The sequence below is a fragment of the Chryseobacterium pyrolae genome, from assembly GCF_025153485.1.
Taxonomy (GTDB): Bacteria; Bacteroidota; Bacteroidia; order Flavobacteriales; family Weeksellaceae; genus Chryseobacterium; species Chryseobacterium antibioticum.
Genome location: NZ_JANZQH010000015.1, coordinates 1 through 13,602, shown reverse-complemented (window position 1 = coordinate 13,602; position 13,602 = coordinate 1). Strand labels below are relative to the sequence as shown.

General features: G+C 32.8%; 10 protein-coding genes. 7 read left to right on the top strand and 3 right to left on the bottom strand.

Going from position 1 to position 13,602, the window contains the following annotated elements; all coding sequences use genetic code 11:
• Genes NZD88_RS20650 through NZD88_RS20640 form a run of 3 tightly spaced genes read right to left on the bottom strand, consistent with a single transcriptional unit; the run spans position 1 to position 980 of the window.
• Complete coding sequence (locus NZD88_RS20650) at positions 1–258, bottom strand: hypothetical protein (protein WP_259831659.1); 258 nt, start codon at positions 256–258, stop codon at positions 1–3.
• On the bottom strand, positions 251–781 hold the full coding sequence (locus NZD88_RS20645) for a hypothetical protein (protein WP_259831658.1): 531 nt from the start codon (positions 779–781) through the stop codon (positions 251–253). The genes NZD88_RS20650 and NZD88_RS20645 overlap by 8 nt, the downstream gene beginning before the upstream one ends.
• Complete coding sequence (locus tag NZD88_RS20640) at positions 723–980, bottom strand: hypothetical protein (protein WP_259831657.1); 258 nt, start codon at positions 978–980, stop codon at positions 723–725. The genes NZD88_RS20645 and NZD88_RS20640 overlap by 59 nt, the downstream gene beginning before the upstream one ends.
• A gap of 771 nt (positions 981–1,751) precedes the next feature.
• Between NZD88_RS20640 and NZD88_RS20635 the strand changes: the two genes are divergently transcribed.
• From NZD88_RS20635 to NZD88_RS20605, 7 genes are all read left to right on the top strand, one after another.
• Positions 1,752–2,210 (top strand): T9SS type A sorting domain-containing protein, encoded by a 459-nt coding sequence (locus tag NZD88_RS20635; RefSeq protein ID WP_259831655.1) that lies wholly within the window; start codon positions 1,752–1,754, stop codon positions 2,208–2,210.
• 4 nt (positions 2,211–2,214) lie between these two features.
• Positions 2,215–8,751 carry an RHS repeat-associated core domain-containing protein gene (locus NZD88_RS20630; protein ID WP_259831654.1) on the top strand — a complete coding sequence of 2,179 codons (6,537 nt, stop codon included), beginning with the start codon at positions 2,215–2,217 and terminating at the stop codon, positions 8,749–8,751.
• A 7-nt stretch (positions 8,752–8,758) separates the two neighbouring features.
• On the top strand, positions 8,759–9,472 hold the full coding sequence (locus NZD88_RS20625) for a hypothetical protein (RefSeq protein WP_259831652.1): 714 nt from the start codon (positions 8,759–8,761) through the stop codon (positions 9,470–9,472).
• A gap of 127 nt (positions 9,473–9,599) precedes the next feature.
• On the top strand, positions 9,600–10,250 hold the full coding sequence (locus tag NZD88_RS20620; RefSeq protein WP_259831650.1) for a hypothetical protein: 651 nt from the start codon (positions 9,600–9,602) through the stop codon (positions 10,248–10,250).
• Between the two features lie 110 nt (positions 10,251–10,360).
• Positions 10,361–10,960 (top strand): porin family protein, encoded by a 600-nt coding sequence (locus tag NZD88_RS20615; RefSeq protein ID WP_259831648.1) that lies wholly within the window; start codon positions 10,361–10,363, stop codon positions 10,958–10,960.
• Positions 10,961–12,098: 1,138 nt separating this feature from the next.
• Positions 12,099–13,361 carry a Y-family DNA polymerase gene (locus NZD88_RS20610; RefSeq protein ID WP_259831647.1) on the top strand — a complete coding sequence of 421 codons (1,263 nt, stop codon included), beginning with the start codon at positions 12,099–12,101 and terminating at the stop codon, positions 13,359–13,361.
• Positions 13,358–13,546: a hypothetical protein gene (locus NZD88_RS20605; RefSeq protein WP_259831646.1), complete on the top strand. Its 189-nt coding sequence runs from the start codon at positions 13,358–13,360 to the stop codon at positions 13,544–13,546. The genes NZD88_RS20610 and NZD88_RS20605 overlap by 4 nt, the downstream gene beginning before the upstream one ends.
• Positions 13,547–13,602 lie beyond the last annotated feature (56 nt).

Genomic DNA, 13,602 nt, shown 5'->3' with positions numbered 1-13,602 from the left:
TTAATTTTTATTAATTATTATCTTTTCAGATCCGCCAATAAAAGTTTTTGTAGGGCTACTTAAAATCAAGTAGCCTAAATCCTTAGCGAATACCTCCAGATCCTGCATAGTATCTAAAAAACCATTATTAATTTCTTTTTTTACCTTATAAAATTTCATCAGATAATCATCCTCCGATATAATATCTTCAGAATAGTCTTCCCATAGCTTATCTGAAAGAGCAATAAGTACTTTTAATCTTTCTCTATGGCTATTCATTTTCTTTAATATTATTGCGTTTAAAAAGTATTGAAGAAAAACGGTCTAATGTGTTATTGTTAAATTTATCTAGTACACGTAATTTCCCATAATAACTATCTAATTTAAAAACTAAAAACACAATTAATATCAAGAGAATAATAATTGCTATATCGGCTATAGCTGATACTTTATTCTGATTAAAAAATATGAATTTAATATATGTAATTAAGTGAAAATATCCAGATACTAAGGCTGCATAAAAAGTGAATCTATTGGCTCTGAACAATCCGCCTAATGCAAGTAAAATAAAACATGAAGAGATAGATAAAAAATATATTGAAGAATCCAGATCCAATCTTCTTTCTCCTGCGTTATTTTCTAATTGTACATTTACATCTATAAAATAACCTGCTACATTGTTGAGAAACGGTAATATAGCAGATATGATAACAAATGCAGAAGCGATTATTTCAATAGTTAATCTATTTAGGCCGATCCGGTTTTGTTGGATCGATTGTTTCTGTTGGTTCGATTGATTCATTTTCTTTGTTGTTCTCAATTAAATTTTCCGGTATACCCAGGCTATCAATCACAACTTTCGCAGATTCTATTTTTTTTATATTAGAATCACTGCTCTTTTGACTTAGATCAACGGGTTTAGAGACATCCTCATTTCTATCTGCACACCCTGCCAAGATAGTTGATAATAAAATTCCTGATAAAAATAGCTTTAAGTTCATAGTATTATATTTTTAATAACATAAAGATAAGTCTTACTACTTAAATTTTGGTTACAAAAAAAGGTGATTATTTCTTATATGAAATAATCCACAAAAATACGAAATTTATATCACTATTATTTGAATTCAAATGTAATAAAAAATATGCCTTTAATAGCAATACATGATAACTATTTTGTAAAAAAATTGAGAGATTTGAATAATATTATTAGATAGGAAACTTTATAAGCTATTACAAATTTAAATAGATTCTATCCTATCAGTAGGAGGTTCCCAGCATTTCCAAAGCATACTTATACGTTATACTTCTTAAGCTTTTTCACTAAAAGCATTAAAAATATTCCCAGTTCTAAAGAATCAAATTCTTTACATATTTAATGAATTATTATTCACTTTTTTGTGAATTACTATCAAATACCGTGATTATACGGATTGTTAGAAAAGACAGCATCACATAAGTTAGCTTATAAATAACAAACTGATTTACAGTGAAATTAAAAAATAAAAAAGCTTATGAAAATACGATCACCAACTAGAAAACAATTCACACAAATAAGATAAAACCAAAAAAACAATATGAATAGTTTTTAATACGACAAGCCTTGTCGCCATTCCGCACTACTTTGCTTATAAGTAAAGAAATAGAAAAATTAAAGCCACAAAATGAAAAAATATAACTACACCCTGACTTTATTCCCGTAAAACCGGATATAATATACTCTACTATAGGAATTAAGAATTAATTTTTATATCACGCAAAATTACAAGACAATGAAAAAAAATTACTTAAGTGCAATTTTTTTATGCACTTCCCTAGGGTTATCGTATGCCCAGGTAACCGAGGTCTATTTTAAATACGACGAAGCGGGCAACCAAAGGTATCGGGGCCCTGATTCAGCTGCCAAACAGGCTTCTGACCAATCCAAGACTGCTTCATTATCCAGATCACAGGTGATGGATGAAAAAACATTCTGGAAACAGATCAGGCTTTATCCTGTCCCGGTTAATGATGTACTTACCATTGACTGGACCGAGGAAGTGGATGGATTGATAGAATCTGTCTCATTATACCAGCACAGTACTGTCCACTGGAAATTCCAGCAGCAGAATCTGCCTAATCTTAATAAACAAATCAAAATCAATATGACTGGATATGATTGGGGCGTATATGTACTGCGTTTTACCCTAACAGACGGACGGATTTTCAGTAAAAACATTACCAAAAGATAGAGCTATGAAATTTTATAACAACAAAAAGAGATTTTTTTCCTCCCTTGTGCTGCTCCTGGTTTCTATGGTAAGTTTTGCACAAATAGCCCCGGTACAGAAAATTCATGTTACCAAAGGAAATATTGACGTCAATGGAGCCGGACAGCTTGAGTTTACATTACCAATTGCTCTACCGCCGGGTATAAAAAGCGTAGCACCAAAGGTAAATCTTGTCTATTCAAACGGTGCATCCAATGGGATTGCAGGCTATGGCTGGAATATTTCCGGTACTAGTTCAATTTCAAGAGTAGGAAAGAATATTGAAAAAGATGGAGAAATAAAAGGTGTACAGTTAGATTATTCTGATTTTTATAATTTCAATGGGCAAAGATTAATTTTAAAGTCCGGTGAATATGGGAAAGATGGGGCAGAATACGTCACAGAAAAATTTTCCAATACAAAAATTAAATCTATCGGTGCTATTACTGGACAAACATGGCAAGGACCAGAATTTTGGGAAGCCACCTTTGCGGATGGGTCACAGGCTTGGTACGGAGCAACAAGCGCAGGGGCCAGTACTGCCAGAACTCCTTTGGAATATAATATTGTGAAATGGAAAGATCCGCAGGGAAACTATATCACGTATAATTACTCGCAAGATACAGAAACTAATGTTGCCATAATTTCTTCCATTAAATGGGGAGGAAATGAATCTTTAGGGAAAACACACTTTAATGAAATTGAATTTAATTATAATGTATCATCTACACGAGGACTTATAGAACAATCTTATATGAATGGTATATCATTTATTCAAGATAAGTTATTAAACACAATTGTGGTAAAAGCTAATAACTCTCAGTATAGAAAATATGACATCATATACAAGTCTGACGATACAAAATACCAGTTTGTAGAAAAAATACAGGAATATAATTCAGAAAATCAGCTGGCCCATCCAATTGAATTTTCTAGAATTGAAAATCAGACAAATAACAGCCATTTTAGTCAATCTTCAAATTTTTATAATCTTTCTTTGACTGGTGATTTTCGTGGAACCCATTCTTTGGATTTTATTTTATATAGAAATGCATCTGGGGGTGATCCTGCAGGATATTATCTGCATTATGAAGATGACTTACCCAAATATTATTTAGGTACAGAGAATGTTTATGCCAATGCAGTTGCACTAAGTATTAAAGACGGTAATAATGTGGTTGGGAGCAAACAGGGGTTTGTTTCGTACACGATCAACCCTACAACCAAAGATATAACCCTTAAATACTATACTATTGATTTAGCAAAACCTGTTAATATTACAACTCAAGGTTATCCTAATGCATTGACATTAGTAGAAACTAAAATAATTGCAGCAAGTCAATGGAATGAAACCCAGCATACATCAACAAGCAATCCGCTAACCTACTATGACAAAACATCATCGATCAAAAAACTGCTTCCATATGATATCGATGGGGATGGCGTTTCTGAAGTATTGATTGAAAAATCTATTCATATCATTAATACATCGTGCCCCAGCAGTCCAGATGGCGGATTAGATCCACAGGCACGTCCGGGTAATTGCCAAAGCTCCAGTATAGATGAAACAAAATATATTGTTACAAAGCAACAGGACAGCGCGTTTCCATATTCTGAATTTTACCTGGCTAAAAGCGATAATATCGTTATAGGAGACTTTAATGGCGACGGCCTGGATGATATTGCCCAATCAAGTCCTTATTGGGGCTCTACTGTAAATGGGGAATTTGTGCCTGCTAACCTTTTGCAGGCCTATAATCTGAAAAAAGACGGACAGGGCAATATGGGCTTGTCTGAAGTTTTTTCTGCGGACTATTCCGGCGTTTCTTCCCAGGTACAAATCGGTGATTTTAACGGAGATGGTATTTCTGATTTATTTGTGCGTACAAATGTTGATAATCACTATATTATAAATCTTAACACTGGAAAAAGCTTTCTTAAAACACCATATTTTAATGATTTTAGTGGGACTTATAGTTTAACTACTTCTCAATATGGTAATTATTCTACAGCCAGAGTTTTAGACATTAATGCAGATGGAAAGTCTGATATTATTAATTTTAGTACCGATTATAATATTGTCTCTCCTACTTCTGCAAATTCCTCATATATTTTAAAAGTCAGTGAAAATCAGGGGTATTTAAATGGGAAAATTCAATTTGGGTCCAACCAAACCATTAATCGTAGTAGTGCTGGCCCATTTATTTACAGAGAGATTTTAGGATTAAAGCAGAACAAACTATTTATTTACAGTCCTACTTCAAACCAATCTATTGGCATGGTCTCCGAGTTTCAACACTATTCTGATCTTCCAAGATCATCAATTAACAAAATTATACAGGGAGGGGTAGCAACTGGAATTACTTATAATGGCTCATATTCAAACGGGGGATACTATAAGCCTATAAAAAATGAGCAGTATCCATTAATGGAACTTCAAGAAGTAAATTCACAATTAGTATCACAAATTTATGAAGGTAATAATAATCAGACTAGTAGGTATAAACAGTTCCGCTATCGTGGCCTTATTATAAACCTGCACAATAAGAAGACTATTGGTTTCCGACAAATGGCCAGCTCTTCATGGTTTGATTCGGGTTTTGAGAACACAAAAATATGGTCCGGCACTGAAACAGATCCTTTGAAAGAAGGAGCCCCGGTTAAAGAATGGTCTATCAGAACTAATGATAACTCTAAAATTTTTCCGGAAGATATTTCTGAAAACAATACCCAGCTGCTGAGTTTTAAATCTACAACTTATCAAACGGATAAGCTCTTAAACGGACAGGTAGTAACAACCGTGTCTGATGCAGACAAGGCTAAGGTGGTTACGGTGATTCTTCCTAAAATAACCAAAGGAAAAGATTTCTTAACAGGTGCCACGGCTGAAAGTACAGTTACTTATGGTCAGTACTATTTGCCGTCACAAACTATCTCGAAGATCAATACTTCATATGCTGTGACAACTTCTAATTATCTATATGATAACAATCCTTCAGGAATTGGGGAAAACTATTATATAGGTCGCCTGGCGTCCAACACAGAAGTTGTCCAGACATACAATGACAGCAAAAGCAGTAAAGAAGAATTCACCTACGAAAATAACCTTGTAAAAACCATAAAAACCTGGAACAGGGATAATACGGGTTATACCCTGGGTACTTTTACTTATGATGGTTTTGGAAATATTACACAGAAAGTATCAGGTAATAGCATAGATTCCGGAACCATAACATCAGGTTACCAGTACGATCCTAAAGGCAGATTTGTCGTAATGCAAACCGATAATCTAGGATTGCAAACCGGAACTGATTACAACGATTGGGGGCAGATAACCACTCAAACAGATCACTTTAATAATACCGTTACTAATACGTATGACAGCTGGGGTAAATTATTAACTTCTACAACCAATTTAGGGGGAACTACTTCGTTCCAATATGAAAGAGATAATCAATCTAATCTCATAGTTATCCAAAATGATCCGGACGGTAATCTATCGAAAAAATTCACTAATGTATGGGGACAGGAGTTCAAAACTTCAACTAAGGCTTTTGGCCAGGGACAGTTGGTATCAAAAGAAACACAATTTGATGCTTTAGGCAGGAAAGTAAAGGAATCCGAATCTTATTTTGATGAGCAGAGTGCCAGCCAGTGGAATACCATTACCTATGATGATTCTATATATCCGGCTAAAGTAACAGCTACTGCATTTAACGGCAAAAAGACAGAAACAATAGTTTCAGGATTCATAACAACCGTAAAAGAAATTAACGGAAATGGAAGAACCAATTCCAAAACTGCCGATGCCTTAGGAAATGTCATCTCTACCACGGATAAAGGAGGAACTATACAATTCTCCTACAATGCTGCCGGAGAACAAACCGAAGCCAAGTATGCTGAAAATACCGTTATCACAAAGTATGATAACTGGGGTAGAAAATCAGAATTCAACGACCCTTCAAATGGAGTATATAAGTATGAATATGATGGTTTTGGCAGAGCTAAAAAAACGATTAGCCCAAAAGGCACAAAAGAATACACCTATAATAATTTCGGGCAGCTTATTTCCCAGAAAGAGCTTTCCACCACTGATGGCGGACAGGCCACAAATAAAAACATTTCTTTTACCTATAGTAATAAGGGCATTCTTACGGAAAGATCAGCCACTATTAAAGGTCAGTTATTTAGAACTAAATTTACCTATGACCCTAATGGAAGGTTATTATCTTCTATAGAGAACAGCAACGGAAAAACCTACTCACAGAAAGGTATTACCTATGATGATAAAGGAAGAATAAGTTCTTATGAAAAAGAATTGGTTTCTTCAGGGATAGTAACTAAAGTTACAGTAGAAAATATTTACAGTACCTGGAACGGGAAGCTTTATCAGATCAAAGATAAAAATTCCGGTAAGATCTTATGGGAGTTGAAAGATGTTAACGCAAAAGGGCTGGTATTAAAAACAAAATTAGGTACTACTGAAATTATCAATTCTTACGATGCGAATGGTTTCTTAACAAATATTAATCACTCGTCTGCTGTTAAGCCTTCTATTCTGAAAATATCTTATTCTTTTGATGCGCTTAAAAATGAGTTGCAGTTTAGAAAAACAGAAGGAGATTTTAATTTTGAAGAAAAATTTTTCTATGATGATAATAATCGTTTGATAAAATGGACTAATCCTGTTAACGGCGAATATTTACAAAATACATACGACGTAAAAGGTAGAATCATGGAAAATGATCAGGTAGGTACGATAAAGTTTGATAATTCTGCCAAGATATACCAGCCTACAGCAATGACCCTTAATGCTGCTGGAACGCAGAATTATAACGGGGATTTAATCCAAAGCATTTCTTATAATGAGAATAATGATCCCGTACAGATTAATGGAGAGAAAAACAGGATCAGCTTTGAATATGGACTGGGAAACATGAGACAGCGTGTAGATATTCTTAAGCTGATACAGACGGGAGGAGGAGTCTCTGATTCAAGAATAGCAATGGACAGCAACTGGGATCCAAATATCCCTGTATGGCAGAATGTTTTAGCTAAATTTTATAATGAAGGCGGAAGCTTTGAAGTGATCAGGGATCAGGCTACAGACCAGGAAAAGCATATTTTATACATCGGAAGCAGCCCTTATGAATCTGATATCGTATATTTGAAAGACTTTGGCCAGAGCAGCGGTTCTTATAAATTCCTTCATAAAGATTATCTGGGAAGTATCCTTGCCATTAGTGATGAAGCAGGAAATAAAATAGAGCAAAGGCATTTTGATGCCTGGGGAAATTTCACGCATCTCAAAATAGGGAATACAGCCACTATAACAGATAAAAACCTTATTGCAGAAGCCTCAATGCTTATAGACAGGGGATATACCGGCCATGAACATTTTATGGAGGTAGGAATCATTCATATGAATGGAAGACTGTATGATCCGTTACTCCGAAGATTCCTAAACGCTGATGAAAATATTCAAGATCCTACCAATACCCAGAATTATAATAAGTATGGGTACGTAATGAATAACCCGATGATGTATAATGATCCAAGTGGAGAGTTTTGGGCGTGGTTTATTGGGGCTATAGTAGGAAGTTATTTTAGTGGAGTTCAGTCAAATCATGGAAATTGGAATCCTGTAAAATGGGATTGGAAAAACACCTGGACTTCTGTAGTGGGAGGTGCATTTGCCGGAGCTGCCATTGGCCAGGGGGTAAGCAATATTAGTGTATATGGAACTAAGTTTATTGCAAATTCCGTAGTTGGCTCTGTTGGAGGTATATTTAACGGGATCGCATCCGGACAAAACATTTTTAAAAGTGCTTTAATAGGATTCACAGGAATAAACTATTCATTTAATTTATCTTCTACTGCTGGAATTAATGCCGGATATAAGTATATTGTTTCACCTGAAGCAGAATATTCAGGAGATGATTGGGAAGGTTTAACAAAAAGTATATTACTAGGCTATGTTAAGACTAATTTTTGCGAAACCTGTTCTTATGGAGCATTACAGCAAAAAGCAGGTGTTAAGTTTGAAGAAGCTTTTCATAGTATAATGAGAACTAAGTTATCTATGCTTAATTATACTAGTAATAGTAATAAATTCCAGGGAATGTATAAAGATAGACCTAGAAATACCGTTCCTGATGGTGTATTTGATTTAGTAGACATTCAATTCGATGGCGGTTTTAAATTTAAGACATATCATGGAGCTTCATTTGCAGAAGTCAAAGCAATGAATGGTACTTTGTATAGCAGTTCAAACCAAGGCCAGATTTCCTCAATGCTAAATTATATGGGATTTAGTAATGCTGTAACAAGAGCAGGTAGGGGAAATTTTATGTTAGGAACAACGTCAGATACTTATATTGCCCCTAGTCTGTATGATTATGCCAATAAAATGAATATCGATATGGTTCATTACAGAGCCTATTATAGAATGGTTTCCGGAGCCATGCACATTCGGTTTAATTATAAATGGACGGACACAACAGATTCAACCATACTCAAATAAGTACCATATGAGAACATTATTTTTTTTAATTTTAATAACTACATTTAACATCATGTGTGCACAAAAAAATATAAGCAAAGATTATCAGGTTATTACTTTTGAAGAGTCGAAAAAATATGATATAAGGAATATGAAAGATCATGAATATTCTGATTATAATGGCAGTACTTCGCTTTATATTGATGAGAACACATTGTTTGTATTTCCAAATATAGACAGAGGAAGTTGTTTGATTATATCAAAAGACAAGTATGATGAAATGTTTGCTAATAATTCTTTTCCTGTTTTACCTGAAAATAATACATCATATTTTTTGTATAAGAAGCTGATGAATAAAGAAAGTTTCACAAAAGAAAATATGATCATAATTTTAAAGGATATTGGGCTGAAATATAATGAAGATACTTTTTATACTGACGCGGAAAAACTATCAAAAACTTTATCAGATGAAGATAAGAAGAAGCTTATAGTACCTGCATTATATTTTATTGGTGAAGATTTGCAAAAGCTTTGTCCTAATGCCGAATGGAGTTTTAATAAAAGGTGGTATTTTAATCCGTTTAATGAGCCTATTTTAGTTTATGAAGATCGTTCATATTCATTTTATGACTTAAATATTCTATTAGAAGAGAAACTTCTTAAGGAAAAAAATATAACCTTTAAAAAGATTTATAAAAGAGTTGAAGGGTACTATTTAAAGCATTTTAATCTTAAAAGTTGAGTGACTCTGTCAAAGAAAAAATAGTCAATTAAATAAACAAAAGTAGGAGTATTCCTGCTTTTGTTTTTCTTATTAGGGGACAGCTCAAATTTGGCGAAACGAAATAATAGAAATAAAATATCAAAGTATGAGTTGGAAAATATATGTAACTTTTATAAAAGATGCTGGAAATATTGAAATAAATGATGACCTAATAAAATCTTTGGGATTTAAAAATTTTGAATTTGTAGAGAAAACAAATTTCAATGAAAGACCAGAGATTGGTGAACTGTATGTTTCTAAATATAAAAATCATCTTTTAATTGCTAATGCAGATTTAATCTGGCAATTTTCAAAACCTGAAACAACTAAGACTGAAAGAGCGTTCATTGAGGAATTTCCAACCTCAGAAATTTTCTCATTAAGTTTAGGATATGGAACCTATTATTGTTTAATTGAAAATGGAAAAAAAATTCGTTTAAGAGAAATTGGAGACGAAATTTATCAAGATTTTGGTGAATTAATTCCCGAAGAAGTTAATTTAAAGCCTGAAGATTTGTTTGACAATGAGGAATTAAGATTTATGAAAGAAGAGCTAACTCCTGAGGAATTTGAACAACAATATCAATCTAATTTAGCTTTTGAAACAGCTTTTGAGCTGACAAAACGATTTTTCGGAATCAGATATGATGAATTCGAAATAAAGGATTATGAGTTTGAAAGCGTAAAATACAGAAACTTTCAAATAGATAATGTTCAAGACTGCGGAATAAAAGCAGAAATGCAATTTGAACAGTAAGGGGGTCGGTTTAGGAAAAGTAAAAAGGGGTTAAGTACAAGCTATTTTTACAGGCTTCAAACCAAAAATCAAACCATGAAATTAAGATACACTTTTTTTAAACAAATAATATGAAAAAACAATTACTAAGCTTATGCATAGTTATAGGAACTATGACATTTGCTCAATCTACAGACGAACCAAGATTTGGCATTAAAGCCGGAGGTAACCTTTCAAGTATAACAGATGGTGATTCTAAATCTAAACTCGGTTTTTATGGCGGAGTATTTATAAATATTCCAATTTCTGAAGCATTTAGCATTCAACCGGAGGCAATATATAGCCTACAGGGGGCAAAGTTAAAAGATGACTATGACTTTGTTGGCTATACAATAACAAACATGAAACAAACCCTTGGATACATCAATGTTCCTGTAATGGTGCAATACAATGCTACTCCAGAATTTTATCTGGAAGCTGGCCCTGAATTTGGGCTCCTTATAAATGCACAAGCTAAGGGAGATATTAATGGTAACTCTTATAAGACAAGTAATAAAGATGCATTAAAAACCTTTAATTTTGGTTTAGGTCTTGGTTTAGGATATAAATTTACCCCGAACATAGGCATTAATGCCCGTTATATTGCAGGTTTAAGCAATATTGTTAAAAACAGTGGAGAAGAGATTTCAAAAAACACAAATTTCCAGTTAGGTCTAAATTACTATTTCTAGAAGATTTTGTTAGTCCTAATTTCAGTAAAATACATGTATAAATTAATAGAACCAGAAGTAGCCAAACTATTCGATGTTCATCCGGCTACTATTTACCGATTAATTAAATCAGTTTAATCTATTAAAACAAAACCTTTTAATAGATTTTATCCTTAACGTACAAAATTTTACTTTTCGTCGACTGACCCCCTATAGACGATACAGAAATATAAGATTTGTAAATTGATAATAAATAGAGCGTCTAAATTGAACGCTCTATTTTCATATAAATCTATAAATTTACTTCACCGAAACCTTCTATTCAAAAGGGTTTACAAGGTTCTTTAATCTGTACATCAATCCTTTTGTATATGTTATCTTTAACATTTAATTTTGCAGTATTCAATTTCGAAGAAACAATAGATCTTTTTTTTAAAAAAAGGGCCTTTTACAAGATATTTAGTATTATAGAGAAAATTGATAGATGTCAAACTTAATAGAAAATTTTACCTTTTTGCTTTTCAGGATTAAGAGCCTTAAATTTGCATTAAGAAAAAATTATAAAAAATGACCGGAGAGAATAATTAGTATATTTGTATAAATAAAAAACTACCATTGGAAGGTCGAAGTTCTCAGGTAGTTTTAACTTTTAAATTTAAGAAGCTATGAAATAAAACCATAGGTTCCATTATTTTTTTGTCTTTTTTAAACATCGTGTACGGAACCGCACTTTAATGATGTTTAAAAATGTAACTCGATTGTAAGTACACATTCGTAATAAACTTATGTGTCCAAACCATTAAAATCAACACAATGAAAAAACCAGATTGGAAAGGCATTGCAACTTTAGTGAGAGCTATTGCCGAAATCATCAAGCTATTTATGTAGTATCAATTTTAATTATAACTCAGCGAGTTGCATTCGCTGGGTAATTTATAAATTACACTATTGCGTAATTATAATTACATTGCAAATGTATTAAAATTTTGATAGATTAAAAATTTTTTTTAAGAAAATCTAAAACAAAGTTTTAAAAACACTAACAGAATAATAAATAAAATGCGACAAGTTCTGTCGTTATAGACATTTTTATTTGTGCATATAAACTTTAACAACATGTGGTATTCACATTATCTTAAAATGTACTTAATTTTGTTTTATGTATGCTTTAGTTGATTGTAATAATTTCTACGCTTCTTGTGAAAGAGCATTTAATCCTTTATTAAATGGAAAACCGGTAGTTGTCCTTTCTAATAATGATGGATGTGCAATAGCCCGTAGCAACGAAGCTAAAGAGCTGGGAATTCCTATGGGGGCTCCTGCTTTTGAATATGCAAAATTATTCAAAGACAATGATGTAAAAGTATTTTCTACCAACTTTGCATTATATGGAGATCTTAGTAATAGAGTAATGAAAATTCTTTCGGAGTTTACTCCGGAGGTTGAAGTTTATTCAATTGATGAGATTTTTTTAAAATTAGTAGGTTTTCAAAACTATAATCTGCATGAGTACGGGTTGCAGATGAAAGAAAAAGTAGCCCAATACACTAGAATACCTGTTTCAATTGGATATGCACCAACAAAAGCACTTGCAAAAGTTGCCAATAGAATAGCAAAAAAATTTCCTAAAGAATTCAACGGTGTTTATATTATTGATACTGAAGAGAAAAGAATAAAAGCATTAAAATGGCTGAAAATTGATGATGTTTGGGGTATTGGTCGCCAATATGCAAACAAATTAAAGAGCATTGGCATTAAGAATGCCTATCAATTTACTCAGCAATCTGATTACTTTGTCCAAAAAGAAATGAGTATTGTTGGCCTCAGGCTAAAAAGAGAACTGGAAGGCAAAGAATATATAGAATTGGAACAAAAGAAGAGGAAAAAAGGTATAGCTACAACTAGAAGTTTTGATAAAAATTTTAATGATTATGATGAGCTCCAGGAACGAGTATCAACATTCGCTACAAGATGCGCGGAAAAATTGAGAAAGGAAGGTTCTTACTGTTCTGTTCTTACTGTATTTATTCATACAAATTTCTTTAGAGAAGATCTACCACAATATAGTAGATCCATAAAAGTGAAACTTCCACAACCAAGTAATTCAAATATTACACTGAGCCAATATGCAAAAAAAGCATTGAGTATAATATACAAAACTGGATTTGCTTATAAAAAAGCAGGTGTAATAGTAGAAGGAATTTCACCTGAACCTTTCAGGCAGTATTCTCTATTTGATAATTTAAATGAGAATGAAAAACATACTAAATTAATGAAAACAATAGATTTTCTAAATAAATCACTTCCCAACCCAGTAGTAAAGCTGGCATCGCAGGATTTTGGAAGGAGAGAAAAAATGAAGCAAGAAAAGCTTTCTCCAAGGTTTACGACAAAATGGACAGAATTATTAGAAATAGAATGAAATTAATCCAATTACATAATATTCAATTTGAAGATCTAGAAATTCTTAATCTGAACTTGGAAAGTCGTCGAATGTTTGGCAGACTTTACAGCAGCATTGAAAATGGATTTCCTTCTCCAGCTGAAGATTTTGAAGGAGAATATTTAAGCCTGGATGAAAGGTATTTGGGTTCAAACCAAAAATAGGACAAAATGTTTGTTTTAAGTCGTAATTAATTGATTTTAAAATATTTATATATAAT